The sequence below is a fragment of the Pseudarthrobacter sp. Pseusp20 genome, from assembly GCF_059492155.1.
This window is the reverse complement of sequence record NZ_CP168521.1, coordinates 66,019-92,387: the sequence shown is the minus strand read 5'-3', so window position 1 is coordinate 92,387 and position 26,369 is coordinate 66,019. Positions and strand designations below refer to the sequence as shown.

Annotated in this window: 25 protein-coding genes; 16 read left to right on the top strand and 9 right to left on the bottom strand. The window is 66.7% G+C overall.

The genetic code is table 11. The features are described from left to right. Positions 1–7 precede the first annotated feature (7 nt). A complete protein-coding gene (locus ACEN9K_RS00440) occupies positions 8–1,477 on the top strand; it encodes a dihydrolipoamide acetyltransferase family protein (protein WP_056392469.1) in 1,470 nt (489 codons plus the stop codon). Positions 1,478–1,492: 15 nt separating this feature from the next. Continuing rightward, the gene (locus ACEN9K_RS00435; RefSeq protein ID WP_026265843.1) at positions 1,493–2,110 is read left to right on the top strand and encodes a phosphatase PAP2 family protein; all 618 of its coding nucleotides are present in this window, start codon (positions 1,493–1,495) and stop codon (positions 2,108–2,110) included. Between the two features lie 3 nt (positions 2,111–2,113). Here the strand turns inward: ACEN9K_RS00435 and ACEN9K_RS00430 are convergent, their stop codons facing one another. From ACEN9K_RS00430 to ACEN9K_RS00410, 5 genes are all read right to left on the bottom strand, one after another. Next, complete coding sequence (locus tag ACEN9K_RS00430; protein ID WP_018769754.1) at positions 2,114–2,449, bottom strand: hypothetical protein; 336 nt, start codon at positions 2,447–2,449, stop codon at positions 2,114–2,116. Positions 2,450–2,628: 179 nt separating this feature from the next. After that, entirely contained in the window at positions 2,629–3,057 is a 429-nt protein-coding gene (locus ACEN9K_RS00425) for a universal stress protein (protein ID WP_018769753.1), read from the bottom strand. Positions 3,058–3,100: 43 nt separating this feature from the next. After that, positions 3,101–4,393 carry an aminotransferase-like domain-containing protein gene (locus ACEN9K_RS00420; protein ID WP_056392471.1) on the bottom strand — a complete coding sequence of 431 codons (1,293 nt, stop codon included), beginning with the start codon at positions 4,391–4,393 and terminating at the stop codon, positions 3,101–3,103. Positions 4,394–4,462: 69 nt separating this feature from the next. Further along, positions 4,463–5,029 carry a GerMN domain-containing protein gene (locus tag ACEN9K_RS00415; protein ID WP_223993104.1) on the bottom strand — a complete coding sequence of 189 codons (567 nt, stop codon included), beginning with the start codon at positions 5,027–5,029 and terminating at the stop codon, positions 4,463–4,465. Between the two features lie 317 nt (positions 5,030–5,346). Beyond that, positions 5,347–5,904 (bottom strand): NAD(P)H-dependent oxidoreductase, encoded by a 558-nt coding sequence (locus tag ACEN9K_RS00410; protein ID WP_018769750.1) that lies wholly within the window; start codon positions 5,902–5,904, stop codon positions 5,347–5,349. A gap of 119 nt (positions 5,905–6,023) precedes the next feature. On the opposite strand from ACEN9K_RS00410, the gene ACEN9K_RS00405 reads away from it, so the two are divergent. The 7 genes from ACEN9K_RS00405 (at position 6,024) to ACEN9K_RS00375 (ending at position 14,112) form a co-directional block, all read left to right on the top strand. Beyond that, entirely contained in the window at positions 6,024–6,635 is a 612-nt protein-coding gene (locus ACEN9K_RS00405) for a TetR/AcrR family transcriptional regulator (RefSeq protein WP_395858357.1), read from the top strand. A gap of 136 nt (positions 6,636–6,771) precedes the next feature. Then, on the top strand, positions 6,772–6,900 hold the full coding sequence (locus tag ACEN9K_RS00400) for a hypothetical protein (RefSeq protein WP_018769748.1): 129 nt from the start codon (positions 6,772–6,774) through the stop codon (positions 6,898–6,900). Between the two features lie 90 nt (positions 6,901–6,990). Beyond that, entirely contained in the window at positions 6,991–7,974 is a 984-nt protein-coding gene (locus ACEN9K_RS00395) for an ABC transporter permease (RefSeq protein ID WP_056392475.1), read from the top strand. A gap of 2 nt (positions 7,975–7,976) precedes the next feature. Then, positions 7,977–8,966, top strand: a complete 990-nt coding sequence (locus ACEN9K_RS00390) for an ABC transporter permease (RefSeq protein WP_018769746.1) — start codon at positions 7,977–7,979, stop codon at positions 8,964–8,966. After that, positions 8,963–11,161 (top strand): ABC transporter ATP-binding protein, encoded by a 2,199-nt coding sequence (locus ACEN9K_RS00385; RefSeq protein ID WP_495635025.1) that lies wholly within the window; start codon positions 8,963–8,965, stop codon positions 11,159–11,161. Before ACEN9K_RS00390 ends, ACEN9K_RS00385 begins: the two co-directional genes overlap by 4 nt. 49 nt (positions 11,162–11,210) lie before the next feature. After that, positions 11,211–12,926: an ABC transporter family substrate-binding protein gene (locus tag ACEN9K_RS00380; protein ID WP_056392480.1), complete on the top strand. Its 1,716-nt coding sequence runs from the start codon at positions 11,211–11,213 to the stop codon at positions 12,924–12,926. A gap of 124 nt (positions 12,927–13,050) precedes the next feature. Further along, positions 13,051–14,112: a Gfo/Idh/MocA family protein gene (locus tag ACEN9K_RS00375; RefSeq protein ID WP_495635024.1), complete on the top strand. Its 1,062-nt coding sequence runs from the start codon at positions 13,051–13,053 to the stop codon at positions 14,110–14,112. 84 nt (positions 14,113–14,196) lie between these two features. On the opposite strand, the gene ald is transcribed toward ACEN9K_RS00375, so the two are convergent. After that, positions 14,197–15,315, bottom strand: a complete 1,119-nt coding sequence (ald, locus tag ACEN9K_RS00370) for an alanine dehydrogenase (protein WP_026265840.1) — start codon at positions 15,313–15,315, stop codon at positions 14,197–14,199. Between the two features lie 234 nt (positions 15,316–15,549). Between ald and ACEN9K_RS00365 the strand changes: the two genes are divergently transcribed. Further along, positions 15,550–16,770 carry a PucR family transcriptional regulator gene (locus tag ACEN9K_RS00365; protein WP_056392484.1) on the top strand — a complete coding sequence of 407 codons (1,221 nt, stop codon included), beginning with the start codon at positions 15,550–15,552 and terminating at the stop codon, positions 16,768–16,770. A 16-nt stretch (positions 16,771–16,786) separates the two neighbouring features. On the opposite strand, the gene ACEN9K_RS00360 is transcribed toward ACEN9K_RS00365, so the two are convergent. From ACEN9K_RS00360 to ptsP, 3 genes are read right to left on the bottom strand one after another with little or no spacing between them, the layout of a single operon-like run. Continuing rightward, positions 16,787–17,596, bottom strand: coding sequence for an alpha/beta fold hydrolase (locus tag ACEN9K_RS00360; RefSeq protein WP_495635023.1), 810 nt, complete (start codon positions 17,594–17,596; stop codon positions 16,787–16,789). Positions 17,597–17,601: 5 nt separating this feature from the next. Further along, positions 17,602–18,024: a helix-turn-helix domain-containing protein gene (locus ACEN9K_RS00355; RefSeq protein ID WP_495635022.1), complete on the bottom strand. Its 423-nt coding sequence runs from the start codon at positions 18,022–18,024 to the stop codon at positions 17,602–17,604. Positions 18,025–18,068: 44 nt separating this feature from the next. After that, a complete protein-coding gene (gene ptsP, locus ACEN9K_RS00350) occupies positions 18,069–19,754 on the bottom strand; it encodes a phosphoenolpyruvate--protein phosphotransferase (RefSeq protein ID WP_495635021.1) in 1,686 nt (561 codons plus the stop codon). A 161-nt stretch (positions 19,755–19,915) separates the two neighbouring features. Between ptsP and ACEN9K_RS00345 the strand changes: the two genes are divergently transcribed. The 6 genes from ACEN9K_RS00345 to ACEN9K_RS00320 all read left to right on the top strand — a co-directional run bounded on the left by ACEN9K_RS00345 (position 19,916) and on the right by ACEN9K_RS00320 (position 26,366). Continuing rightward, positions 19,916–20,644, top strand: a complete 729-nt coding sequence (locus ACEN9K_RS00345; protein WP_026265838.1) for a TetR/AcrR family transcriptional regulator — start codon at positions 19,916–19,918, stop codon at positions 20,642–20,644. Positions 20,645–20,731: 87 nt separating this feature from the next. Then, positions 20,732–22,795: a PTS mannitol transporter subunit IICBA gene (locus ACEN9K_RS00340; protein ID WP_495635020.1), complete on the top strand. Its 2,064-nt coding sequence runs from the start codon at positions 20,732–20,734 to the stop codon at positions 22,793–22,795. Next, on the top strand, positions 22,795–23,958 hold the full coding sequence (locus ACEN9K_RS00335; RefSeq protein WP_495635019.1) for a mannitol-1-phosphate 5-dehydrogenase: 1,164 nt from the start codon (positions 22,795–22,797) through the stop codon (positions 23,956–23,958). The genes ACEN9K_RS00340 and ACEN9K_RS00335 overlap by 1 nt, the downstream gene beginning before the upstream one ends. A 179-nt stretch (positions 23,959–24,137) precedes the next feature. Next, positions 24,138–24,629 carry a GNAT family N-acetyltransferase gene (locus ACEN9K_RS00330; RefSeq protein WP_495635663.1) on the top strand — a complete coding sequence of 164 codons (492 nt, stop codon included), beginning with the start codon at positions 24,138–24,140 and terminating at the stop codon, positions 24,627–24,629. Positions 24,630–24,670: 41 nt separating this feature from the next. Further along, positions 24,671–25,111, top strand: a complete 441-nt coding sequence (locus tag ACEN9K_RS00325; protein ID WP_056392494.1) for a MarR family winged helix-turn-helix transcriptional regulator — start codon at positions 24,671–24,673, stop codon at positions 25,109–25,111. Between the two features lie 28 nt (positions 25,112–25,139). Then, complete coding sequence (locus ACEN9K_RS00320) at positions 25,140–26,366, top strand: MFS transporter (RefSeq protein ID WP_018769732.1); 1,227 nt, start codon at positions 25,140–25,142, stop codon at positions 26,364–26,366. Positions 26,367–26,369 lie beyond the last annotated feature (3 nt).

Here is a 26,369-nt window from a genome sequence, read left to right as displayed (position 1 = left end):
GGACACCATGACCCTGAACAAGTTCAACCTGCCCGATGTCGGCGAGGGCCTCACCGAAGCGGAAATCGTCTCCTGGAAGGTCAAGCCGGGCGACGCCGTCGCCATCAATGACGTCCTCTGCGAGATCGAAACCGCCAAGTCCATCGTGGAACTGCCGTCCCCGTTCGCCGGGACGGTCACCGAACTGCTGGTGGGGGAAGGGGTGACCGTGGACGTCGGCACGGCCATCATCAGCGTCAGCGACCACGTGTCCGGCGATCCCACACCCGCTGACGTCCGTGCACCGGAAGCACCAGTGCAGCCGCTCTACGGCAAGCTCCCGCAGGATGCGGCAGTGGACACAACGGCCGACGGCGGCGCTGGCGGAAGTGCCCCGGCCGCCGGCCCGCTGGTGGGGTCCGGCCCCAAGGCCGACGCGGTCAAGCGGCGCCCGCGGAAAACGGCGCCGGCCGCTGCCGTGACGGTCAATGCCCCGCAGGTTGAACCTGTCCAGCCGGGCACGCCGGCTGCAGTGTCCGCCACCGAACCCGCGGCCGTCGACAACCGTCCTACCCTTGGCGGTACCATCACGGGCCTGGTCAACCGGGTCCTGGCCAAGCCGCCCGTCCGGAAAATTGCCCGTGACCTGGGCATCGACCTGGCAGATGTTGTTGCCACCGGTTCACGGGGTGAAGTAACGCGCGAGGACCTGGTCAGCTACCAGTCTCAGCGCGATGCCGAGCTGGACAAGGCGGACGGCTTCTGGGGCAAGGCCGGAAAGCCGCAGGACCAGCGCGTGGAGCGGATTCCGGTCAAGGGCGTCCGCAAGGCCACCGCAAAGGCGATGGTGGAATCCGCCTTCGCAGCGCCGCACGTCAGCATCTTCGTGGACGTGGATGCCAGCCGCACCATGGAATTCGTCAAGCGGCTCAAGGCCTCCCGGGACTTCGAGGGCATCAAGGTCTCGCCGCTGCTCATCCTGGCCAAGGCCGTCATCTGGGCCGCGGCCCGGAACCCCAGCGTGAACGCGTCGTGGGTGGACAACGAAGACTCCGACACCGCTGAAATCCATGTCAAGCACTTCATGAACCTGGGGATTGCCGCCGCAACCCCGCGCGGCCTGATGGTCCCGAACATCAAGAATGCCCAGGACCTGTCCCTGAAGGAGCTGGCGCTGGCGCTGAACAACCTGGCCACCACCGCCAGGGCCGGGAAGACCCAGCCGGCCGAGATGCAGGGCGGCACGCTCACCATCACCAACATCGGTGCCCTGGGCATCGACACCGGCACGCCCATCATCAACCCGGGCGAGGTGGCCATCGTTGCTTTCGGAACCATCAAGCAAAAGCCCTGGGTCCTGGACGGTGAGGTGATTCCCCGCTGGATCACCACCTTGGGAGGATCCTTCGACCACCGCGTGGTGGATGGTGACCTGTCCGCACGCTTCATGGCCGACGTCGCAGCCATCCTGGAAGAGCCCGCGCTCCTGCTGGACTAGGGCCCGGACCAGGACGTGACGGTAAGCAGCGGCTCAATCCGGGCCAGGAACCACACCGCCAGGTGGCTGACTGAGGTCTTCCAGCCGCCGGTGGTGGTGAGCATCCAGCTGTTGATCAGCCCCCTGACGGAGGCAGGATTCCCCGGGACCATGGGTTACGGGGCGCTGGCGGCCCTCTTTGTGTGCGTGCTTCCGCTTGTGGTGCTGCTGGTGCTGGTCAGGCTGGGGAAGGTGACGGACCATCATGTGAGCGACCGCAGGCAGCGCGCCCCGGTGCTGCTGATGGCGCTGGCCTGCATTGCCGTGGGGCTGCTGGTGCTGGACACCGTGAACGCCCCGCAGAGCGTGACCGCCATGGTCCTGGCGGTGGTGGGCGGCGTGGCCGTGCTGGCAGTCGTCAGCCCGTTCTGGAAAATGAGCGGCCATGCCGCTGCAGTGTCCTGTGCCGCCGTCGTATTGGTGCTGATGCTTGGCGCGGCCTGGGCCCCGCTGCTGCTCCTGGTTCCGGCGGTGGGCTGGTCACGCGTTGTCCTGCGGGCGCATACCCCGGGGCAGGTGGTGGCAGGTTCGCTCTTTGGCGGAGTGGTGATGGCCGGGATCTGGTGGCTGCTCCAGGGCTGGCTGGTGGGCTGAACGCTAGTACGCGGAGTAGGCCGTGAGGGCCTCAAGCAGGGCAGGATCAGCTGTGGTTCCCAGAACCACAGCGGCTGCGGTCATCAGGCCGCCCATCAGGGCCGCCATCCCGGCCCAGGCGCCCAGCAGCTTCCAGTCCTCGCGCAGGACGCTCCGCACGGTCTGGGGAAGCTCGAGTCCCGGCGCGATCAGGTTGGGGGCGCTGTCCAGGCTGCCGTCGTCAAGCAGCGCAACTACCCTGCCGTTGCTCCGGTCCACGCGCATGGAGGAGATGTGGTTTCCGTGGCGGGCCAGGAGGATGTCGTGGCCAACGAGCTGCCGGCGCTGCAAGGTGATCAAGGGGGAGCCCTTCGATGGGGGTGGATTTGTCAATGTCCACGCCTTTGGGGCCTTTTCCAATTTTATCGTTGGAGAACGCAGCGAAACCGGTTTCAGCCGGTGAGAACGGACACCCCCCGCAGCGACATGCACCACCACGGGGAGTGTCCGGCGTTACGCCGGCGGCCGGTCCTGACGGTTCAGTCGGCGTCGTAGGTGTTGGCGATGTACACGTCGCAGGGTGCGTTGTGGGCAACGCTGTTGGCCACGCTGCCAAGGACGCGCCCGATGCCGTGCATGCGCCGGTTGCCCACCACGATGATCCTGGCGTCCATGCGGATGGCTTCCTTGATGAGGGCGTCGGCCGGGCGCCCGCGCGCTGCCGAATACGTCACCGTGATGTCGCGGCCCAGCGATTCCGCCACCGTCCGGGCCACCTGCTCCGCGGCGTCCGCGTCGGAGACGATCCAGCGGTCGCTGCCGCTGCCGAACACCTCGGTCCGGTCGCTGTCGAAGGCGGACACGACGTGCAGGGAAGCGCCCAGGGCCGCAGCCAGGTCCCTGGCTGACTGCGCCGCCTTCTTCGCCGTCTCGCTGCCGTCAACCCCTACAACGATGATTCCAGCCATATGCATGCTCCTTTGCTAGGTTTCGGCACTCGTGTGGCTTACGCTACAGCGCGGCGATGGCTTCCTGCAGCACCGGCGCCAACCGGCGCACTCCCTCGGCGATGGCATCGGGTGGTACGGCGCTGAAGGCGAGCCTGAGCTTATTGGACGGTTCGTCCGACGGCGTGAAGGCGGCGCCGGGGATAAACACGACGCCGGCATCGATCGCCTTGTGCAGCAATGGGTAGGTATCAACACCCTCCGGCAGCGTCACCCAGACGAAGAAGCCGCCCTGCGGGTTGGTCCAGGTGGTTCCCGCGGGCATGTATTCCCTGAGGGCGGCCAGCATGGCGCGGCAGCGCTCGGCGTACAGCCGGCGGTAGGTCTCGATCTGTCCCTTCCAGTCGTAGTCGCGCAGGTAGGCCGAGACAAGCATCTGGTTCAGGGCGGGCGGGCAGAGCGTCACGGCTTCGGCGGCCAGGTAGTAGCGGCGCTGCAGGTGCTCCGGCACGAGGGCCCAGCCAATGCGCAGGCCGGGCGCGAAGATCTTGGAGAATGATCCCAAATAGATGACATCGTCTGGGTTTGCGGCCCGTAAGGGAGCCAAGGGCTCCCCCTCGAAGCGGAGCAGGCCATAAGGGTTGTCCTCGAGGACAAGGATATTCGCCCTGCGGCAAATATCGACCACCTGCTGCCGGCGTTCCCTGGCCAGGGTGATGCCGGATGGATTGTTGAAGTTGGGGATGGTGTAGAGGAACTTGATGCTCCTGCCCGCCAGCTGCAGGGCGGCGATCCGCGCCTCCAGCAGTTCCGGAACCAGGCCGTACTGGTCCATCTCCACGGTCTCCACCTGGACCTGGTATGCCTCGAACGTGTTCAGTGCGCCCACGTAGGTGGGGTCCTCCACCAGCACCACGTCGCCCGGATTGCAGAACAGCTTGGTGGCAACGTCCTGGGCGGACTGGGAACCTGCGGTGATCACCACGTTCTGCGGACGGGCATCCAGGATTCCTTCTGCAGCCATGACATCGCAGATCTGTGCCCGGAGTTCCGCTGTGCCCTGCCCGGCCCCGTACTGGAGGGCGGTAAGGCCGTCCTCCGCGATGATTTTCGCCGCCGTGGCTGCGAGCCGGTCCAGGGGGAGCGACTGCAGGTACGGGCTTCCCCCCGCCAGCGACACCAAGCCGGGCCGCATGGAGATGTCGAAGACATCCCTCACCGCCGACTGCCGGATGTTCGCCGCGCGCTCGGAGAACAGTTCCTCGTGCCGGTGTGCCGACGTTGCCGCCCGCTCGATTGCATCAATGGCTTCCGCCGGCAGCGTGCCTGCCGCGGTGTCAAGTGTCTCGTGGGTCACAGAGTCAGGATACAGCCAGTTGTTGCTCTAAAAGCAACATATGTTTATTACTGATTTACCGACGGCCGGCTACTTCAGTTTCAGGGAGTCCGCCAGGGTCTTTCCGTTGATGTAGATATCAGCCCGGACTGCACCCACTGCCTCAAGGGCGGTCTGGGTGAGCTGGGCGTCAATGCGCGGAAGGTCGCAGGTTCCGCCGGGCTTCAGCGCGCCCGCCAGGTAGACCGTGACCGTGGTGCCGTCAAAGCTGCCGGACAGGAACTTCAGCCTGGAGCCGCCCAGCGCGTTGTACAGTCCATCCGCCTGCTGTCCGCCGTCAAGGAGCGCAGCGATTGCAGCCTTCAGCCGGCCATCCCCGGCGCCGGCCAGTGGGGCGGAGGCGACCAGGCTGTCATTGCAGCCAAAGCGGATACCGTGCCTCCCGCCGTCGTCCACCATCACGAAGTAGGCCGTTACCGGCGGGGCCGTGGCGGCGGCGCTGGCCCGGGGACCTGCGGGTGCCGCTGCCTGGGGCGTACTTTGCGGCCTTCCGGCCGGTCTTCCTTGCTCCGCCCCCGGAGGGCTGCTTTCCATCGTCGCCGGAAGGAGGGCCAGCGGCGCTGCGCTGGTTCCGGCATTTCCGCCGGTGGCAGGCACGGATGGCCCTTCCGGTTGGGGGAGAGGGGCGCTGCAAGCGCTGAGCAGCAGCGCAAGGCACCCTGCTGCCGCTGCCAGGCTGCCGCTGCCACCGCCGCCCCAACTCCGTCTCTTTGCCATGCGGCACGCAATCCCATCCGGTAGGTCCAGTGGATTAACGCTACGGCGGCCCTGGTCCGCGCAGATGTCCGGAAGGTACCGGTTGGGACAAGAGTTGGTCACGGCTGGGAAGTGCCCCTTAAGCCGGCAGCGCCCGGCATGCAAAGCTGCATGCCGGGCGCTGCCGGGCTCCCTAAGCTGCCAAGTGGCGCGGGAGGTTAGGCTGCCGGTGCTGCGGCGGCCAGGGTGTCGAAGATGCCCTTGATCTGCTCCACGATTTCGGCGTCGTCCTTCGGGTGGACCTCGGCGAAGCGGACCATGGAGCCCGGGACGGCCAGCTTGACGTCGTCGAGGATCTGCGCGCCGGCGATGCCGGCGGCCTTGCGTGCCTCATCCTGGGCCCACACGCCGCCGTACTGGCCAAATGCTGTACCGACGACGGCGGTCGGCTTGCCCGCCAGGGCGCCGGCACCGAAGGGGCGGGACAGCCAGTCAATGGCGTTTTTCAGGGCGGCGGGAACGGTGCCGTTGTGTTCGGGGGTGACCAACAGGAGGGTGTCGGCCTCTTCGGCGGCGGCGCGCAGTGCCGCGGCGGCAGCCGGGACCTGGCCTTCCACGTCCAGGTCCTCGTTGTAAAAGGGGATGTTGCCCAGGCTCTCGTGGATCACCACGTCCACCTGCTCGGGCGCGTTGAGCTGGATGGCTTCCGCCAGCTTCTGGTTGGTGGACTCGGCGCGGAGGCTGCCGACAAGGGTAAGGACTGTGCTCTTGGTCATGGAATCTCCTGGCTAGGGTCGCGGCGGGGACCGCGTTCGGGTGAACAGAGGCTCATGGAGCCTTCACCGTACTAAACGGACCGCAGTCCGCTTATATTCCCGGTGGCTACACTGTCTGTGTGAGTTCCATCCCAGTGCGGCCGGGAATGACCCCGGTAACGGCCGCGGAACGCAGCGACGCTGCCCGGAACCGGGAACGTCTCCTGCTGGCTGCCCGGGAGCTGATTGCGCAGGGCGGAGCGGCGGCGCTCACCATGGACCGCCTGGCCGGGCACGCCGGGGTGGGCAAGGGCACGGTCTTCCGCCGCTTCGGCAGCCGCGCCGGACTGATGCTGACATTGCTGAACGATTCGGAGGCCGCCTTCCAGGCCCGCGTCCTGTTCGGCCCGCCGCCCCTGGGTCCAGGGGCTGCGCCGCTGGACCGGCTCATCGCCTTTGGCACCGAGCGGATCGCTTACGTACTGGAATACGGCGACCTGGTCCTCGCTGCCGGACACGCCTCCCGCAGCAGGTTTGACGTCCCGGCCGCCGCCCTCTGGAACCGGCACGTGGAGATGCTCCTGCGCGAAGGCGGCTTCGAGTCCCCCGAACCGTGGCTGATGGCCGGATCCCTTAATGCCAGCCTGGACCCCGAGCGGCTCCTGCACCTTGTCCGCGAACATGGGGTCACCAGTGAACGGCTGGCAACTTCCTGGCGCGATCTTGTCACACGCGTGGCGGGCGGCGCGTAGATTACGCGGTGGAACGCCCTTGCGTCCAGTCAAACCAACTTCACAGAACTATTCATAACGATCTGATACGGCCCGCCTGATTTCGGGGGATTGCGGCGCTTTTCCGGTGAATGCTTGTGATAGTTTCCTCTGGAATGTGACCCGCGACATAGTCCACCAGGACCTGCCCATGGGGCTGCGGGAGGCCAGCTACCCGCTGGTGCAGAACCCGGTGAGGCGGCACAACCCGTGCTTGTCCGGGGACGACGGAAGGATCCAGCAGTGATGGTTGACTTGGCCAGCGGCACGGCACGACATCGGACATTGGAGTGTTCCTCCGTCCAGCATCCGGCGGCGCGGCCAAAGAAATAGCCCCATGCTCAAGTACCTCGCCAAACGCGGCCTCACGTACGTGGTGATGATCTTCCTCACCACATCCGCCGGATACTTCCTGGCTGTCAGCTCGCTCAAGCCGGCGCTGCTCGAGCAGGAACGCATCCCCCGGCCCACCCCGGAGCAGGTGGCCAACTCCATGCGCCTGAAGGGCTTGGACCCGGGCCTCAGCCCGTGGGAGCGCTACGTTGACTGGCTCACCGGGATCGTCACCCGCTGGGACTGGGGCCGGAGCCCCAACGGCGCCTACATCAACGCCGAGTTTGGGGACCGCGTCTGGATCTCCACCCGGCTCTTCCTGGCGTCCATCATCCTTACCCTGGTTATCGGCGTCGCGCTCGGCGTCTATTCGGCCGCACGGCAGTACAAGTTCCAGGACCGCGTCATCACGTCCTACAGCTACCTCGCATACATCGTGCCCGCGCCCATCGCGTACTTCCTGGTTCAGCTGGGAGCCATCAACATCAATGAGTCCGTGGGGGACCGGATCTTCTTCGTCACCGGCATCTCCACACCGGGCGTAGCGGCCGGCTGGCCCCAGGCCATGGACCTGGCCGCGCATTACGTGGTGCCTACGGTGGCCATCACACTCGTGGGCTGGGGCGCCTACCAGATTGCGCAGCGGCAGTACCTGCTGGACAACGTGAACGCCGACTTTGTCCGCACCGCCCGGGCCAAGGGGCTCAGCCGGAACCAGGCAATCGCCCGGCACGCCCTCCGCGTCTCCTTCATTCCGGTGGCCCAGAGCATCGCGTTCACCATCCCGGCCATCTTCGCCGGCGGCTTCTTCGCCGAAAAGATCTTTGCCTGGCCGGGTGTTGGCTCCTGGAGCATTGACGCCATCTCGCTGCAGGACGTCAACGCCGCCACGGCCACCCTGGCCTACGGCTCCGTGATCTTCGCCCTGGGCGCCATCCTGGCGGACTTCGCCACCACGCTTGTCGACCCGAGAGTGCGGGTGCAGTAGCCATGACCAACCTGAACGCCGTTGACCCGGCAGCCGTGGCGCAGGACGCGCACCTGGAGAGCGCCGACGTCGTCATCGGCAAAAACACCATTATCTTCCGCCGCTTCCTGCGGAACAGGACCGCAGTGGCGGGCCTGGCCATCTTCCTGGCCCTGACGGTTTTCTCGTTCATCGGGGGGTTCTTCACCCCGTGGGACAAGGAAACCATCGACCCCTTCAACATCGGAATGCCGCCATCGGCCGACCACTTCCTCGGTACGTCCCAGGCCGGAATCGATCTCTACGCCATGACCGTCGAGGGCACCAGGATCTCCATCCTGATTGGCCTGGTGGTAGGCCTCGTGTCGGTCCTGATCGCCGCCGTCTACGGCTGCAGCATGGCCTACTTCGGCGGCAAGGTGGACAAGGTGATGCTGTTCATCCTGGAGGCCCTGATCATGATGCCGGCACTCCTGGTGGTGGCCGTCGCCACCAGCGGCGGCGCTGCGGGCCTCAAGCGGGACCTTCCCTCGTGGCTGCTGCTCATCATCGTGCTGCTGGTATTCAGCTGGATGGGGACGGCCCGCCTGATCCGTTCCATGTCCATGTCCCTCATGCAGCGTGACTTCGTCAAGGCCGCCCAGTACATGGGCGTGCCGCCGCGGCGGATCGTCTGGCGCCACCTGGTTCCGAACATCGGCTCGCTGCTGATCCTGGACATCACCCGCGGGGTCACGGCGGCCATCCTCGCCGAGGTGGCCTTTTCCTTCATCGGCATCGGGATCAAGGTCCCGGACGTGAGCCTCGGCGTCCTGATCGGCGGTGCCACCTCCCAGGTGCAGACCTTCCCCTGGATGTTCTGGGTACCGCTGACCGTCATGTTCCTCCTGACCGGCTCGCTGGCCATGATGAACGACGGCCTGCGGGACGCCTTCGACCCCAGCTCCAGTTCCACCGGCAAGGCCAGGAAGGCCAAAGCCCGGACCATCCCCGCGGAAAAGAAGACGGCATGAGCAGCGAAACCACCACCGGAGCCATGGAACCCGCCCGGTCGGACGTGGAGCGCCTGCACGTGGCAGGACTGCACGCCCCTGCCGACGCAGTGCTGTCCGTCCGCGACCTGAATGTCCGCTTCAGTTCAGAGAACGGCGTTGTCCACGCCGTCAGGGGCGTCGACTTCGACCTGATGCCCGGCAAGACCCTGGGGATCGTTGGTGAATCAGGCTCCGGCAAATCGGTCACCTCGCTGGCCATCATGGGACTCCTCCCGCCCGCGGCCCAGGTCTCCGGCTCCGTCCGGCTCAACGGCAGGGAACTGCTGGGGCTGAGCGACAAGGCCATGTGCCAATTCCGCGGGAACGACCTTGCCATGGTGTTCCAGGACCCCCTCTCCTCCCTTACTCCCGTCTTCACGGTGGGCACCCAAATCATCGAAGCGCTGGCCATCCACCACCCCTCCATGAGCAGGAAGGCCAAGGAAGCCCGCGCCGTCGAGCTTCTCGCCATGGTGGGGATCCCCAGCCCCCGTGAACGGCTGAAAGCCTTCCCGCACGAGTTCTCCGGCGGCATGCGCCAGCGCGTCATGATCGCCATCGCCATCGCCAACAACCCGCGCGTCCTGATCGCGGACGAGCCGACGACGGCCCTGGACGTCACCATCCAGGCCCAGGTCCTCGAGGTGCTCCACGCGGCACAGGAGGAGACCGGTGCCGCCGTCGTGATGATCACGCACGACCTCGGCGTGGTGGCCGGGATGGCAGACGACATCATGGTCATGTACGCGGGCAAGCCGGTGGAAACCGGTGCCGTGGACGACATCTACTACAACCCGCGGATGCCCTACACCATGGGCCTGCTGGGCGCCGTGCCCCGGGTGGACGTGGCGGAGAAATCCTCGCTCGTCCCCATCGAGGGAATGCCGCCCAACCTGCTCCACGCCCCCACCGGATGCTCGTTCGCACCCCGCTGCCCCCTTGCCTCGGAGGCCTGCCTTGACGGCGAGCCCGCCCTCGCACCCGTCGACGGCGGCGCACTGCACCGTGCCGCCTGCATCAAGTCCGGATCGCTGGGCGGAACTGTGGATGTCCACGACGTGTTCGCCGCCCCGCCGGTGCCTGTGTCCCGCTTCGACGCCATCCCCCGTGCCCAGCGGGACACCGTGCTGAGGCTCAAGGACGTGCGGAAGCATTTCCCGCTGACCAGGGGCGCCTTGATCAAGCGCAGGATCGGCACGGTCAAGGCCGTGGACGGCGTGACCTTTGATATCCGCGAAGGTGAATGCTTCTCCATCGTGGGCGAGTCCGGATCGGGAAAGACCACCACGCTCCTGGAGATCATGGAGTTCCATCCGGACCAGGACGGCGAGGTGGTGATCGGCGGGCTCAGCAACAAGCAGGCTGCCGACGCAAAGACCAAAGCCAGGATGCGCCGCGAGCTCCAGATGGTGTTCCAGGATCCCACCGGCGCCCTGGATCCCCGGTTCACGGTGTACGAGGTCCTTGCCGAACCCCTGCAGAACGCGGGCATGGACCGGGCGGCCACCAGGAAGCGGATCATGGAGTTGATGAAGCTCGTGGGCCTGCAGCCGGACCACGTCAACCGCTTCCCCAACCAGTTCTCCGGCGGCCAGCGCCAGCGGATCGGGATCGCCCGGGCGTTGGCCGTGAACCCCAAGCTGGTGGTTTTGGACGAACCCGTCTCCGCCCTGGACGTATCGGTCCAGGCCGGCGTGATCAACCTCCTGGACCACCTGCGCGCCGAACTGGGCCTGAGCTACCTGCTGGTGGCGCACGACCTCTCCGTGGTGCGCCACATCTCCAACCGGGTGGCGGTGATGTACTTGGGCAAAATCGTGGAGATCGGTGCCGTGGACCGGGTGTTCGACAACCCCCGGCACCCTTACACCCGCGCGCTCCTCTCCGCCATTCCCGTTCCGGACCCCCAGCTGGAACGCACCCGCGAACGCATCATCCTGCAGGGTGACCTGCCCTCGCCGCTGCAGGCACCCAAAGGATGCAACTTCGCCACCCGTTGTCCTGTCTTCGCGGCGTTGCCGCCGGCCAAGCAGGAAAAGTGCCTCACCCTGGAACCGCCCCTGGAAGCTGCGGCATCCGCCGCGGACCAGCAGTTCGCCTGCTTCTTTCCGGATGGGGAACTGGATGAGGACATGCTGGTGGTCCACGAACCGGCGGACCACCATGCGCCCTAGGACTTCTCGACCCACAAGCACCACCACTCGCACCAATGAAGGGAAAACCATGAGGAAACTGAACAGGATCGGCGGAGCTGCAGCTGTTGCTGCGGCCCTGGCGCTGACGGCCTGCGGCGGTGGCGGTGCCAGCGGCCCCGAAACGGCCAAGGCACAGGCATCGGGAAGCGACCTGGCCAAGCTGATCAGCATCAACGAGAAGCCGGCGGCCGACCTGCAGCAGGGCGGCAAGGTTACCCTTCCGTTGGGCAACATCGGGCCGGACTTCAACGGGTTCTCCAACAACGGCAACAGTGCGGACAACTCAGCGCTGCAGGTTCCCATGAACCCGGTCGCCATGAACGGCGGCGGCATGGGCGGCTGCTGGAAGGTGGACTTCAAGGGCAAGGTCACGCCGAACACGGATTTCTGCGAGTCAGTGGACAGCGTGGTCAAGGACGGCAAGCAGACCATCACCATCAAGGTGAACCCCAAGGCCACCTACAACGACGGCACCCCGATCGACGTCAAGGCCTTCAAGAACACCTGGAACATCCTCAAGAGCCCGGATGCCGGCTACGACATCGTCAGCTCGGGCGCCTACGAGTTCGTTGACTCCGTCGAAGCGGGCAGCAACGACAAGGAAGTCATCGTCAAGACCAGCCAGCCGGTCTTCCCGGTGGATTCGCTGTTCTTCGGACTCATCCACCCGGCCGTCAACACCCCCGAAATCTTCAATGAGGGCTTCAACGGCAACATGCACCCCGAATGGATGGCAGGTCCCTTCAAGCTGGACCAGTACGACACCGCCGCCAAGACCGTCACCATGGTGCCGAACGACAAGTGGTGGGGCCAGAAGCCGGTCCTTGCCAACGTGACCTTCCGGCAGCTGGAAACCAGCGCCCAGATCGCCGCGTTCAAGAACGGCGAGATTGACGCGATGTCGGCCAACACCATCTCCCTCTACAAGCAGCTGGACGGCACCAAGGACTCCGACATCCGACGCGGCCAGCGGCTGTTTGCCGGCGGCCTGAACCTGAACGCCCAGCGCATCACCGACGTCAACGTCCGCAAGGCCATCTTCGCCGCCGTCGACCGTGAAGCCCTGCGCAAGGTCCGCTTCAACGGGCTGAACTGGGAGGAGCCCAGCTCCGGCTCCATGATGCTCCTGCCGTTCTCGGACTACTACCAGGACAACTACCCGGTCAAGGAAACCGGCGCGGACGCCGCCAAGAAGGTCCTCACCGACGCCGGCTACACGGCCAACGCCAACGGGATCATGGAGAAGGACGGCAAGCCCGCCGCCTTCAAGATCAGCAACTTTGGCGACGACCCCACCACCCTGGCAGTGGCCCAGACGCTCCAGAAGCAGCTCCAGGCCGGCGGCATGGATGTCGGGATTGACCAGCGCGCTTCCGCCGACTTCGGCAAGGTCCTGGGCAGCCGTGAGTTCGACCTGAGCATCTCCGGCTACACGGTTGGTCCGGACGCCACCGATGCCGTCAAGCAGTACTACGACTCCAAGACCAACGAGAACAAGCTGGGCGACGCCGAGCTGGACAAGAAGATTGCCGACCTCGCCTCGATCGAGGACAACGCCGCCCGCAACAAGGCAGCCATGGATGTGGAGAAGGAGCACATGGCCAAGTACTACTCCATGGGCGTGGTCTTCAACGGCCCGCAGATCTCCTTCGTCCGCACCGGCCTGGCCAACTACGGCCCGTCCCTCTTCAAGAGCCTCTCGCAGGTTCCGGACTGGACCACCATCGGCTGGGAAAAGAAGTAACGTCCCTCCCGCGGCAGTAGCCGCACAACGCCGAAAGACGGCACCCCTGGTCACCAGGGGTGCCGTCTTTCGGCGTTTAACGGGTCTTGTTCGACGCCGCCACGCCAGGGGTAGCGTTGGTTCCATGACCGGAACTGAAGGCGACCAGCGCACCATCCGTACCGCCGTCGTCGGCTATGGGCTCGCCGGCAGCGTGTTCCACGCGCCGTTGCTCGCGGCCAACAGCAGCTACTCGCTGGACGCCGTGGCCACGTCCGACGCCGGGCGGAGGGCGGCTGCCTCATCCAGGCTTCCAGGGGTGGAGGTAATGCGGGACGGGGCCGCCGTCCTTAAGCGGGCAGCCGACCTTGACCTGGTGGTCCTGGCGACGCCGCCCGCGACGCATCATTCGCTGGCCAAGGCAGCGTTGGAAGCGGGGCTGGACGTGGTGGTGGACAAGCCCTTTGCGGTCACCAGCGGGCAGGGGCAGGAACTAATCGACCTGGCGCGGCAGCTGGGCCGCGTGCTCTCGGTGTTCCACAACCGGCGGTGGGACGGGGACTTCCTCACGCTGCGAAAGCTGCTGGCCGCGCAGTCGCTGGGAAGCGTCACCAGGTTCGAGTCGCGTTTCGAACGCTGGTCCCCGGCCATCAGCAAAGCCTGGAAGGCCCGGGCCACAGCCGTCGACGGGGGAGGCATCCTGTTTGATCTTGGCAGCCACCTGATCGACCAGGCGCTGCAGCTGTTCGGCCCGGCCGCCGTGCTCCACGCCGAGCTGAAGGCGCGGCGCTCGGATGAGCGGACCGATGATGACGTCTTCCTGGTCCTGCGGCACGATTCGGGGGTGACCAGCCACCTGACCATGAACATGCTGTGCGCGCAGCAGGGTCCGCGCTTCCGGGTGCTGGGCTCGATAGGCGGCTTCACCAAGAACGGTGTGGACCCCCAGGAGCCCTACATGGCGGCCGGCGGCAGCCCCCTGGATCCCGCCTACGGCCAGGAGGCGCCGGAGTGGGCCGGCCACTTGGGCCGCGACGGCCACCTGGACCGGCTCCCCACCGAACGCGGCGCGTACCCCGAGTTCTACCGGATCCTGGCGGACAAGATCCTCGACGGCGGCACCGCGTCGGCCCGTCCCCTCCCGGTAGACCCGGAGGACGCGGTCGCGGCCCTGAAAATCATGGAAAAAGCGCGCGAACTGGCTTAGGCCCGTCGATTGCTCCCCACAGGGCCCCCGTAGACGCCGTTTTGAGGGCTCAAAAGGGCGAGTAGGAGCAATCGACGGAGGGGCTTACGCGGAGACCAGTTCGTGCCAGTCCTTGACGAGGGGCAGGTTGTGGGCTTCGGACACGGAGTGGTGTGCCACGTGGCCGGCGGCGATGTTCAGGCCGGCGGCGAGGGCGGGGTCGCGGTCGAAGGCGGCCCTGACCCCCAGGTTGGCCAGGGACACGGCGTAGCGCAGGGTGACGTTGGTCAGCGCGTAGGTGGAGGTGTTGGGCACGGCGCCGGGCATGTTGGCCACGCAGTAGAAGATGGTGTTGTGCACCTTGTACGTGGGTTCCTGGTGCGTGGTGGGGTGCGTGTCCTCGAAGCAGCCGCCCTGGTCCACCGCGATGTCCACCAGGACCGAGCCGGGCTTCATCCGGGCCACGAGGTCGTTGGTGACCAGCTTGGGGGCCTTGGCGCCCGGGATCAGGACGGAACCGATCACCAGGTCGGCGTCCACCACTGACTTTTCGATCTCGTACTTGTTGGAGGCAACCGTCTTCAGCCGTCCCTGGTACTGGGCGTCCAGTTCGCGCAGGCGGTTGATGTTGATGTCCAGGATGGTGACGTCGGCACCCAGGCCCAGGGCCATGGCTGCGGCGTTGGTGCCGGCAACACCGGCGCCCAGGACCACCACTTTGGCGGGGCGCACGCCGGGAACGCCGCCCAGCAGGACGCCCTTGCCGCCGGCCGGAGCCATCAGCGAGGTGGCACCCACCTGGACGGAGAGGCGGCCGGCAACCTCGGACATCGGAGCCAGCAGCGGCAGCGAGCGGCCTTCCTGCACCGTTTCGTAGGCGATGGCAGTGACGCCGGAGTTGATGAGTTCGCGGGTGAGTTCCGGCTCGGCAGCCAGGTGCAGGTAGGTGAAGAGGATCAGGCCCTTGCGGAAGCGGTGGTACTCGGACTTGATGGGCTCCTTGACCTTCATCACCATGTCGGCCCGGGCCCAGACATCGTCCGCCTCGTTAACGATCTCGGCGCCCGCGATCGAGTATTCCTCATCGGTAATGCCTGAGCCCAGGCCGGCACCGCGCTCCACCAGGACGGTGTGTCCGTGGGTGCGGAATTCGTGGACTCCGGCCGCGGTGATGGCCACGCGGAATTCGTTGTTCTTGATTTCTTTGGGGACGCCGATGATCATCGTCTGCTCCAGTGTGCGGGGCCGGTGGGCCGAAAAAACGGAAAGGATTTCGTGTTTCAACGATAAATCCGGCTGTGAGCCACGTGACACGGAGCGGGCTTGCAGCCATGCCAAGGACCCCCGTGATTCCGCGGTTTTGACGCTTCAGTGCTCGACAGGTGTCGAGCACTGAAGCGTCAGGTGTCGCCTCGTGTCCGTTCGTCTGTAGAGCTTCCAGCGCAGTAGTGTTGCCCCATGCAGCAGCAGGGTGTGGAACAGCTCGTCGAACAGGTGGCGCAGAAGCTGGGGCGCGGCCTGTCCCTCGAGGACCTGGACGGCCTTTTGCTGGCCTACAGCTCCAACCAGTCCCACGCCGACCGGGTGCGGGTGAACTTCCTGCTGAGCAAAAAGGTCCCGGCGGACGTGAGCGCGTGGCAGCTCTCGCACGGCATCGCCACCGCCGTGCGGCCCGTTGTGGTCCCGGCCAACCCTGATCTGGGCATGCTGGGCAGGGTCTGCGTTCCGCTCATGGTGCGGGGCTTCCGCGTGGGTTACCTCTGGGTGCAGCAGGACTCCGCGGAGGAAAGCCCGACGGCGATCCTCACCCAGTTGCCGGGCGTGAACCATGAGCTTGAGCTGCTGTCCGGCCTCCTGCTCGATTCGAATACGGCCGAATCCGAATTCCGGCGGGGCCGGGAGCGGGAGTTCCTGGCCGCCTGCGCGGGAGAACCGAACGCTGTGGCCGCCGTGGCCGGGTGGAAGGAAGTCCAGGGCCGCGGTCCGTGGCAGATGGTCACGGTGCTCGATGCGGACGGCTGGGCCAGCGGCCCGGACCCCATCGCGTCCACCCTGATCCACCGCTCCACAGCGCTCCAGGCAACCGTGGGCGTGGACGCCGCCCTTTTCAGCGCCGGTACGGAAACCCACTCGGTGGTGCTGTTTCGCGAGTCGACGGGCCGGGCCAACCACGCCCAGGTCCTGGTCCACTACCAGCTGGAGCTGGCCAAACGGTCCGGCCGCCCGGTCCACCGGATCATCCTGGGCATCAGCGAGGGCTTCTCCAAGACCCGCCAGCTCTCCGAGGCATACCGGCAGTCGCGGGTGGCAGCGCAGGCGGCAGCCGTGGACCCGCAGCTGGGTGAACTGGTGGACATCCGCGCAACGGGCGTCTACCAGCTTCTCGCCTCGGCCGGGGGAGGGGTGGGGGCCTGGGCGGATTCCGGTTCGGTGTACTTCCGGATGCTCGAGGACCACGACCGCAACGGCGAGCTCATCCCGGTCCTTGAACTCCTGTATGACAACGATGGGTCCGTGCAGGATGTGGCCGGCAAGCTCCACCTGCACCGCAGCAGCATCTACAACAGGCTGGGCCGGATCCGGCAGCTGCTGGGGGTGGACCCGCTGAAGGGGATGCCCCGCCTGGAGCTGCACGCCGCGTTGAAGATGCGGCGCTGGGCGGCGAGGCCAAGGATCTGAGTACCCAGACCTGGCGTTAGGCACCGGCCCCGGTGAAGGACATGATGGCGGCCGCTACCTGCCGTGGCCGCAGGTGCTGGGCCACGTGTCCTGCCCGGTCGATCTCAACAAAGCGTCCCTGCGGCACCACCTGGGCGAGGAGGCGCGACCAATCCGCGCCGGCCACCGGGTCCTGTTTCCCGCGCAGGACCAGCACCGGCACATTGATGCCCGCCAGCCGCAGCTCCGTGGGGTAGCCCATCATCACGGGGAGCACGGTGAAGTACCATCGCGGACCGCAGCGGAAGTAGTCCGACACCACCAGCCAGTTGGAGGAGGCGCTTTCCCGGAGGAGCGAGTCCAGAAACAGTGCCAGGCCCTGCCGCCCCACGCTGCGGTGCCGCGAATCGACCACGGGACCCATCAACACCAGCCGCAGTGCCTGGTCCGGTGCGCAGAGTGCCGCCTCGATGGCGAACTGGACGCCCATCGAATGTCCCACCAGGATGTACGGGCCAATGCCGCTGGCCTTCAGAGCCTGCGCGATGAAGGCGCCGTAGTCCTCCACGGACAACTGCCTCCCCGGCCTGGGGGTGCCGGCAAAGCCAGGCAGGTCCAGGGAATAGGTGGGGGCAGTGGCGGCGAGCTCACCGTGCAGGCGGCGGAGGTAGCGGTGGGAAACGCCGATGCCGTGGATGAGGATGTATGCGGGCTCTCGCGAACCGTCCGCGCGTTCCAGCCCCGGTGCAGGTGTTCCATCAGCCCACAGGATCCGGCCTTTCAGCCCGTGGGCTTCCAGGTCGGCTGACTGCAGCGGAGGGATTGTCCCGCCTCCGGCCTTCGCCATGGGCACTATTCCCGCGGGCCGGCGTCTGCCCCGGCGTTCTTGTCCTGCCTGCGCTTGTGTTCGGCAAGTTTCTGGCTTTCGAGCCACGCCATGATGTCAGCCTGCCGGATCCGCCGGTGCGAGCCGCGGTACTCCACCGGGATCTCACCGCGGTCCGTCATGTTGCGCAGGTAGGTGTGCGAAATCCCCGCCAGCTCTGCCGCCTGCGACGTGGTCAGCATTTCCGCCACGCTGCTCACGGTCACCGTTTCGCCGCGGGCCAGCCGGGCAAGGAGGTCCACGACGGCGTCCCGCGCCTGCCCGGGCAGCCGATGGACCGTTCCGTCGACGAAGACAGTGATGTCATTGCTGTCCTCGAGGGCGCGCGTCAGGACGCGGGCTTCGCCGGCGGGCAGGCCGGCCGTGACGCGGGGGGCTATCAATGCCATGAACGTAGCCTATCCCGGCCGCAGCCCGCGTGGCCGCGGACCCGTCAGAGCCCCAGCTCCTCCAATACCGGCAGCTTTTCCCGGACCCACGCCCGCGCCTCGGTGGCGCTCGGCGCGGACAGGGCGAGCTTGGCCAGGTCCTGGGCTTCGGACAGGGTTACCGTCTTCAGGACTGCTGCCACCGCGGCGAGGGACCGCGCCGTCATGGACAGGGTGCTGACGCCCAGGCCGGTGAGGACAACGGCGAGGGCGGGATCGGCGGCGGCCTCGCCGCAGACACCCACCGGTTTGTTGTGGCCCTCGGCCCGGGATCCTTCAACCGTCAGTCCGACCAGCCGCAGGACGGCCGGCTGCCACGGGGTGTTCAGGTTGGCCAGCGGGCCGAGCTGGCGGTCGGCGGCCATGGCGTACTGGGTGAGGTCATTGGTGCCCAGGCTGGCAAAGCTGACTTCGCGGAGGATGGCCTCGGCGGTGAGGGCCGCGGAGGGGACCTCCACCATCACGCCGGGGGTCTTGATGCCCGCGTCGGCGCACATGGAGGCGAACCGGGCCGCTTCTTCCGCAGTGGAGATCATCGGGGCCATGACCCAGACGTCGGCTTCTGACTGCTTCTGGGCCAGGGCAATGGCTTCCAGCTGCCGGTCCAGGACGCCGGGGGTGGTGAAGTCGGTGCGGTAGCCGCGGACGCCAAGGGCCGGGTTGGGCTCCGTGGAATCCGTCAGGAACGGCAGCGGCTTATCCGCGCCGGCATCCAGCGTCCGGAGGACCACCTTCTTGCCGGGGAAGGCATCAAAAACGCTCTTGTAGGCAGCAGCCTGCTCTTCGACGCTGGGTTCGGTGTCGCGCTCCAAAAAGCAGAACTCGGTGCGGAACAGGCCCACGCCCTGGGCGCCCAGCTTGGCGGCCGCTTCGGCGTCCTTGCCGCCGCCCACGTTGGCGAGCAGCGGCACCTCGTGGCCGTCCGCCGTCGCGCCCGTGCCGGTGAATTCAGCCAGCAGCGACGCCGTGGCGGCCCATGCTTCCGCTGTTGCCCGGAGGGATTCGTCGGGGTCGGAAGTGATGAGGCCGGCCGCGCCGTCCACGTACACCTCGGTGCCGTCCGGCAGTTCGTCCACTCCCACGGCGGCAACCACGGCGGGCAGGCCAAGGGACCGGGCGATGATGGCGGTGTGGGACTGGGGGCCGCCGCCGGCGGTGACCAGCGCCAGGACCTTGTTCGGGTCAAGCGTTGCGGTGTCCGCGGGGGCCAGGTCCTCGGCCACCAGGACGAACGGGGTGTTGGACGCGGGAATGCCGGGCGCGGGCACGCCGCGGAGCTCGGCCACGATGCGGGCGCGCACGTCCAGGACGTCGGTGGCACGTTCGGCCATGTAGCCGCCCAGGTTGTGCAGCATTTCGGAGACGGAGGAGCCGGACTCCCAGATGGCGCGTGCGGCAGAGGTGCCGCGGGCCACCAGCTTGGCCGCACCCTTGATCAGCATGGTGTCCTTGGCCATCAGGGCGGTGGCCTCCAGGACGGCCTTGCCGTCGCCGGTGGCATGGGCGGCGCGGTCCTTCAGTTCGTCGTGCACGGCCTGCGCGGCGGCCTTCAGTGCTGCGGTGGCTTCTTCTGCAGTGGTGTCCGGGGCCAGCTGTTCACCGGCGGGAGGCTCACTGATCGGTTTGGGCATCTGCCGGATGGTGCCGATGACGCGGCCTGGACTGACGCCTACTCCTGGGAAGTTCTGCACTGAAGGTCCTCATTCTCTGCCGGTAGACAGGCCCGCCAAGTTCCCCCGGCGCCGTGCCGGGTCCGCCGGAGGACTGCTACGTCCAGGGCGGGAAACGTGCCTGAAAAAATTGTATGTGATTCAGTTCATATAGCAACGCTATAGGTGCTAGGGTAGCGGTTATGAGTTTGGATGGCCAGCTTCCCCCCAAAATGCGGCTGCTCCGTGCTGCCGCGGAACTGCTGGCGAAATCCGCGGGGGCTCCGGTGTCCACGCGCCAGATCACGCAGCTGGCCGGGGTTTCGGCTCCTACGCTGTACCACCACTTCGGTGACAAGGAAGGTTTGTTCGACGCCGTCGTCGCCGCAGGGTTTGAAGAATATGTCGCGGGCGAAAGGGATTTCGCCCCCTCCGGACAGCCCATCGAGGACATCCGGAGAATGTGGGACAACCACGTCCAGTTCGGACTGAACCAGCCCGAGCTGTACCTGGTGATGTTCGGCAATATCCGCCCGGAGAGCCGGCCTGCCATCGTGGCGGACGCCGAGGCGCTCATGGAGGAGATGCTGAACAAGGCAGCGGCGGCGGGCCAGCTGAACGTCCAGCCCCGGGAGGCAGCCAGGTCCATCCTGGCCGCCAACGTGGGCGTGACGCTGATGCTGATTGCGGAGCCCGCTTCCGAACGCAACCTCGAACTGTCCACCATGACCCGGGACGCCATGATCTTCGCGGTGTCCGCCGAGCCCGCCAGCGGCCCGGCCCCGGGCGGCACCGGAAAGTCCTCGGTGGTGGTGGCAGCGATCGCCCTGAACGCCGCACTTCAGGCTTCGCACTCTGACCAGCTTTCCAGCTCGGAACTCAAGCTCTTCCTCGAATGGCTTCACCGGATCTCCACCAGCCCTGCCGGCTAGCCCCGGACCCCCGTAGTACCCAGCAGTACGTCGTCGTAATCATCGGACCACTCCTGCGGAGCAGCAGGAATGAGGTTAGGAAATCACATGGCAACAGAGACAGTTGCAAAACCCCGCACCAGCGCGCGCGTGCACGTCCAAAAGTTCGGGACATTCCTGTCCGGCATGATCATGCCCAACATCGGGGCGTTTATCGCCTGGGGCATCATCACGGCCCTCTTCATTGAGAAGGGCTGGCTGCCCGTACCCGTCCTCGGTGGCTTCGGTGAGACCGGCGGGAAGCCCAACGTCGGCCTTGTGGGCCCCATGATCACCTATCTCCTGCCACTCCTGATCGGCTACACCGGCGGCAAGAACGTCTATGACGTCCGCGGCGGCGTGGTGGGGGCCATCGGCACCATGGGCGTGATCGTCGGTGCCGGCATCCCCATGTTCATCGGCGCCATGATCATGGGCCCGCTGGGCGGCTGGACCATGAAGAAGATCGACATGCTGTGGGAGGGCAAGATCCGCCCCGGCTTCGAAATGCTGGTCAACAACTTCTCTGCCGGCATCTGGGGCGCATTGCTCGCGATGCTGGGCTTCTTCGGCATTTCACCGCTGGTCACGGCCTTCAGCACGGGCGCCGGGAACGTGGTGCAGTTCCTGGTCAACAACGGCCTCCTGCCGCTGACCAGCATCTTCATCGAGCCCGCCAAGGTCCTGTTCCTGAACAACGCCATCAACCACGGTGTGCTGACCCCGCTGGGCGTCCAGCAGTCGCTGGACCAGGGCAAGTCCATCCTGTTCCTGCTCGAGGCGAACCCGGGCCCTGGCCTCGGCATCCTGCTGGCCTACATGTTCTTCGGCCGCGGTGCCGCCAAGGCGTCGGCGCCCGGTGCTGCGATCATCCACTTCCTGGGCGGCATCCACGAGATCTACTTCCCGTACGTGCTCATGCGCCCGCTGCTGATCCTGGCCGCAATCGCAGGCGGCATGACCGGCATCGCCACCCTGGCCGTCACCGGCGCGGGCCTGGTTGCGCCGGCCGCTCCGGGATCCATCCTCGCCGTGCTGGCCCAGACGTCCCGCGACAGCTACCTCGGCGTGATCCTGTCGGTGGTGCTCGCCGCCACGGCATCCTTCCTGGTGGCCTCCGTCATCATGAAGACCACCAAGCACAGTGACGAAACAGACCTGGGCGACGCCACCGCCCGCATGGAGGCAATGAAGGGCAAGAAGAGCTCGGTTTCCTCCACCCTGACCGGTGCAGGTGCAGGTGCAGGCGCTTCCGCAGGTGCCGCGTCCGGCGGCCGCGGCGGAGTGGGCGTGCTGGCCGGACCCGTCCGGAACATCGTGTTCGCCTGCGACGCCGGCATGGGCTCCAGCGCCATGGGCGCCTCGGTGCTGCGGAACAAGATCAAGGCGGCCGGGTTCCCGGACGTCAAGGTCACCAACGCCTCCATCGCCAGCCTCAGCGACACCTACGACGTGGTGATCACGCACCAGGACCTGACCGAGCGGGCCAAGCCGGCCACGTCCAGTGCCGTCCACTACTCGGTGGACAACTTCATGAGCAGCCCGCGGTACGACGAGATCGTCGAGCTGGTCCGCGAGAGCAACACGGAAGGCGGAACGTCCGACGCCGGCACCGCCCACGGTGCGCACGCCGCCGAGGCGCCGGTGGACGCAGCGCCTGCCGCAGCAGGTGCGGCAGCGGCAGCTCCTACCGCCGGCAGCTCCGACATCCTGGCCCGCGAGAGCGTGGTCATGCGCGGTTCGGCCACCACCCGCGACGCCGCCATCGACGAGGCGGGCCGGCTGCTGCTGGCCCGTGGCGCCGTGGATGAGGGCTACATCGCCGCCATGCATGAGCGGGAAGAGTCCGTATCCACCTACATGGGCAGCTTCCTGGCCATCCCGCACGGCACCAACGCCGCCAAGGACCACATCCGCAAGTCGGCGGTTTCCGTCATTCGGTACCCGGAAGGCATCGACTGGAACGGCAAGCAGGTGAAGTTCGTGGTGGGCGTCGCCGGCATCAACAACGAGCACCTGCACATCCTGTCGTCCATCGCCAAGGTCTTCACCAACAAGGAACAGGTTGCCCGGCTCGAGGCCGCCACATCCGAGGATGAAGTCCTGGAGCTTTTCGGAAAGGTCAACGCATAGTGAAGGCAGTACATTTTGGGGCCGGCAACATCGGCCGCGGCTTCGTGGGGCTGCTCCTGCATGACGCCGGCTACGAAGTGGTGTTCGCGGACGTGGCCGAAGACCTGATCAACCGGCTGAAGGAAGCGGACAGCTACGCCGTGCACGAAGTGGGGGAGAATCCCGCCGTGCGGACCGTGGACAACTTCCGGGCACTGAACTCCAACGCCCAGGAAGCGGAACTGGTCTCCGAGATCGCCACGGCGGACATCGTCACCACCGCAGTGGGCCCGCACATCCTGAAGTTCGTGGCGCCGGTGATCGCCAAGGGCATCGCCGCAAGGGAACCCGGCCGGGCGCCCCTGCAGGTGATGGCCTGTGAGAACGCCATCAACGCCACGGACATCCTGGCCAAGGAGGTGGCCGCCCAGCCAGGGGCCACCGCCGCAGTGCTGGACGGCAAGGCAGTGTTCGCCAATACTGCCGTGGACCGGATCGTGCCCAACCAGGAGGCCGGGCAGGGGCTGGACGTAACAGTGGAGACTTTTTACGAATGGGTCATCGACCGCACCGCGTTCGGTGACTCAGCGCCGGCCATTCCGGGCGCCACGTTCGTGGACGACCTCTCGCCCTACATCGAGCGGAAGCTGTTCACCGTGAACACCGGCCACGCCTCGGCGGCATACTTCGGGTTCGAGGCGGGCCTGGAGAAGATCTCCGACGCCATGGCGGACCAGGACGTGGCGGAGGATGTCCGGGCGGTGCTGGAGGAAACCAAGCAGCTCCTGGTGGCCAAGCACGGGTTCAGCAACGATGAGCAGGAAGCCTACGTCCAGAAGATCCTGGTCAGGTTCTCCAATCCCTATCTTCCGGACACCGTCAACCGGGTGGGCCGTGCTCCGCTGCGGAAGCTGAGCCGGAACGAGCGCTTCATCGGCCCCGCCGCCGAGCTGGCCGAACGTGGCGTGGTGCCGGAGGCCCTGCTTGGTGCCATCGCATCAGCGCTCCGGTTCAACGACCCCGCTGATACAGAGGCCACGGAGCTGGCAGAAATCCTTCGCTCCACCAGCCCCGCCGACGCTACGGCAAAAATCACCGGGCTGACGCCTGGCCACCCGCTGTTCGCCGCCGTTGCCACCCTCGTCGAGGAGCGGCAGGCCGAAATGGCCGGCACCCCCGCCTGACGCGCCAACTGACACGCTCCATCATTACCTGCGCCCTCAAGCGCAAGGCTCCATCAGATCCTGCAGGAATTCCGGCGACGCTCCATCAGAACGACGCCGGCACTTACCCAAGTGCCGGCGTCGTTCTTTGTCTGTGCAAAGCTGGGCGGGTGAACCAGAACCCAAATGCCGCGCCTGCTTTGCTCACCGCCGACGTTGACGGCGGGACGTTCCGCCTCAGGCACGCGACGCGTGCCGACATCCCGGACATGGTGCGCCTGCTGGCCGACGACGCCCTGGGCGCCGGCCGCGAGACCGCGAAGGATATGGAACCCTACGAACGCGCCTTTGACGCGATCCACGCCGACCCCGCCCATCTCCTGCTCGTCGGCGAAAGGGTGCCGCAGGGGGAAGAGGAGGGGCCGGTGGTTGCAACCTTCCAGCTGAGCTTCCTTCCCGGCATCTCCAGGCAGGGCGCGTGGCGCTCGCAGCTCGAAGGTGTCCGCGTGGCCGCGTCCCTTCGCGGGCAGGGCCTGGGGAGGCTCATGGTGGGCTGGGCCATCGCGGAGTCGCGGCGCCGGGGCTGCGACCTGATGCAGCTGACAACGCACCATAGCCGTTCGGCCGCCCACAGGTTCTACGAACAGCTGGGCTTCGAAGCAAGCCATGTCGGGATGAAGCTGACCCTCTGACCCTTGACCGTTAGGTTCCCTAACTGTTAGGCTACCTAACGATGACTGACGACGATCCCCAGCTCCACGAACTTGCCGGCGCCTTCCGTGAAGCCCTGCGGCACAGCGTCTACCTGGTCCGGCGCCTCGACGCGGACGGCGAACTCAGCGCCGCCCAGCTCAGTACCCTCAAGATGCTGCTCGGCGAGGGCCAGCGCGTCGGTGAGATCGCCCGGAACCTCGGTGTCCGCGTGCCCAGCGCTACCGAACAGATCATCAAGCTCGAACGCGCAGGCCTGGCGCGCCGGGAACCGGACCCGGATGACTCCCGCGCCGTCAGGGTGATCCTGACCCCCGAAGGCCGTGCCGCCGTCGACTCCGCAAACCGGCGGCGCAACCAGGTGATGGCCGCCATCCTCAGCACGCTCACCGACCAGGACCGCCAAGCCCTGGCGGAGGCCCTGCCGGTCATCGACAAAATCAACGCATCCCTCCAGAACTGAACCAGCCACGAACTTAGGAGCACCCTCCATGGACGGCCAGCTCGCAGAAACCCTGCAAGCACCAGAATCAACCTTGACGGCCGAAAAGGCCTCATTCCTCAAACAGCCGAAGGCGGTATGGGCCACCGCCCTCGCCGCAGTGTTCGCCTTCATGGGCATCGGCCTGGTGGACCCCATCCTTCCGGCCATCGCCACCAACCTGGACGCCAGCCCCAGCCAGGTCTCCCTCCTCTTCACCAGCTACTTCCTGGTCACCGCGCTGGCCATGCTGATCACGGGGTTCGTCTCCTCCCGCATCGGCGGCAAGCGGACGCTGCTGATCGGCCTGGCCGTCATCGTTGTCTTCTCCTCGCTGTCCGGCCTGTCCGGCAGCGTCGATGAGCTGGTGGGCTTCCGCGCCGGCTGGGGACTGGGCAACGCCCTGTTCGTCGCCACCGCCCTCGCCGTCATTGTTGGGGTGGCCAGCGGCGGCGCCGGCACCGCCATCATCCTCTACGAAGCCGCACTGGGCCTGGGCATCTCGCTCGGCCCGCTGCTCGGCGCCCTCTTGGGCGGCTGGCAGTGGCGCGCCCCGTTCTTCGGCACCGCCGTCCTCATGGCCGCCGCCTTCATCGCCCTGATCGCCCTCCTGCCCAGGACGCCGCTGCCTGAGCGCAAGGTGCGGTTGCGGGACCCCCTGCTGGCGCTGGGCCACAAGGGACTGCGGACGACGGCGGCAAGCGGCTTGTTCTACAACTACGGCTTCTTCACCATCCTGGCTTTCACCCCGTTCATCCTGGGCATGGACGCGTACGGCATCGGCGGCGTCTTCTTTGGCTGGGGTGTGGCCGTGGCGGTATTTTCCGTCTTCGTTGCACCGGTCCTGCAGACCCGCTTCGGCGCGGTGAAGGTACTGACCGGCACTTTGTTCGTCCTCATGCTGGACCTGGCCGGGCTGGGACTGGCCGCGGGGCACTCGGTGCCTGCCGTCGTCGTCCTGGTCATTGTTGCCGGCGCGCTGCTGGGCATCAACAACACCATCTACACGGAACTGGCCATGGGCGTCTCTGATTCGCCCCGGCCGGTGGCTTCCTCCGGCTACAACTTTGTCCGCTGGATGGGCGGTGCCCTGGCCCCGTTCGCGGCGGCGCAGCTCGGTGAGCACTTCGGCCCGCAGGTCCCGTTCTTTGCCGGGGCGGTGGCCATGGTGATCGCCATCCTGGTCGCGTTCGGCGGCCGGGCCTACCTGTCCTCGCACGAACCGCACGTCGTGTAGCCG

What these genes read in the sequence shown, in the direction of transcription:
- ACEN9K_RS00440 (WP_056392469.1), top strand. Translation starts at nt 8, where the DNA reads ATGACCCTGAACAAGTTCAACCTGCCCGATGTCGGCGAGGGCCTCACC.
- ACEN9K_RS00425 (WP_018769753.1), bottom strand. Translation starts at nt 3,057, where the DNA reads ATGGCTGGAATCATCGTTGTAGGGGTTGACGGCAGCGAGACGGCGAAG.
- ACEN9K_RS00410 (WP_018769750.1), bottom strand. Translation starts at nt 5,904, where the DNA reads ATGACCAAGAGCACAGTCCTTACCCTTGTCGGCAGCCTCCGCGCCGAG.
- ACEN9K_RS00395 (WP_056392475.1), top strand. Translation starts at nt 6,991, where the DNA reads ATGCTCAAGTACCTCGCCAAACGCGGCCTCACGTACGTGGTGATGATC.
- ACEN9K_RS00390 (WP_018769746.1), top strand. Translation starts at nt 7,977, where the DNA reads ATGACCAACCTGAACGCCGTTGACCCGGCAGCCGTGGCGCAGGACGCG.
- ACEN9K_RS00385 (WP_495635025.1), top strand. Translation starts at nt 8,963, where the DNA reads ATGAGCAGCGAAACCACCACCGGAGCCATGGAACCCGCCCGGTCGGAC.
- ACEN9K_RS00380 (WP_056392480.1), top strand. Translation starts at nt 11,211, where the DNA reads ATGAGGAAACTGAACAGGATCGGCGGAGCTGCAGCTGTTGCTGCGGCC.
- ACEN9K_RS00375 (WP_495635024.1), top strand. Translation starts at nt 13,051, where the DNA reads ATGACCGGAACTGAAGGCGACCAGCGCACCATCCGTACCGCCGTCGTC.
- ald (WP_026265840.1), bottom strand. Translation starts at nt 15,315, where the DNA reads ATGATCATCGGCGTCCCCAAAGAAATCAAGAACAACGAATTCCGCGTG.
- ACEN9K_RS00365 (WP_056392484.1), top strand. Translation starts at nt 15,550, where the DNA reads ATGCAGCAGCAGGGTGTGGAACAGCTCGTCGAACAGGTGGCGCAGAAG.
- ACEN9K_RS00360 (WP_495635023.1), bottom strand. Translation starts at nt 17,596, where the DNA reads ATGGCGAAGGCCGGAGGCGGGACAATCCCTCCGCTGCAGTCAGCCGAC.
- ACEN9K_RS00355 (WP_495635022.1), bottom strand. Translation starts at nt 18,024, where the DNA reads ATGGCATTGATAGCCCCCCGCGTCACGGCCGGCCTGCCCGCCGGCGAA.
- ACEN9K_RS00345 (WP_026265838.1), top strand. Translation starts at nt 19,916, where the DNA reads ATGAGTTTGGATGGCCAGCTTCCCCCCAAAATGCGGCTGCTCCGTGCT.
- ACEN9K_RS00340 (WP_495635020.1), top strand. Translation starts at nt 20,732, where the DNA reads ATGGCAACAGAGACAGTTGCAAAACCCCGCACCAGCGCGCGCGTGCAC.
- ACEN9K_RS00325 (WP_056392494.1), top strand. Translation starts at nt 24,671, where the DNA reads ATGACTGACGACGATCCCCAGCTCCACGAACTTGCCGGCGCCTTCCGT.
- ACEN9K_RS00320 (WP_018769732.1), top strand. Translation starts at nt 25,140, where the DNA reads ATGGACGGCCAGCTCGCAGAAACCCTGCAAGCACCAGAATCAACCTTG.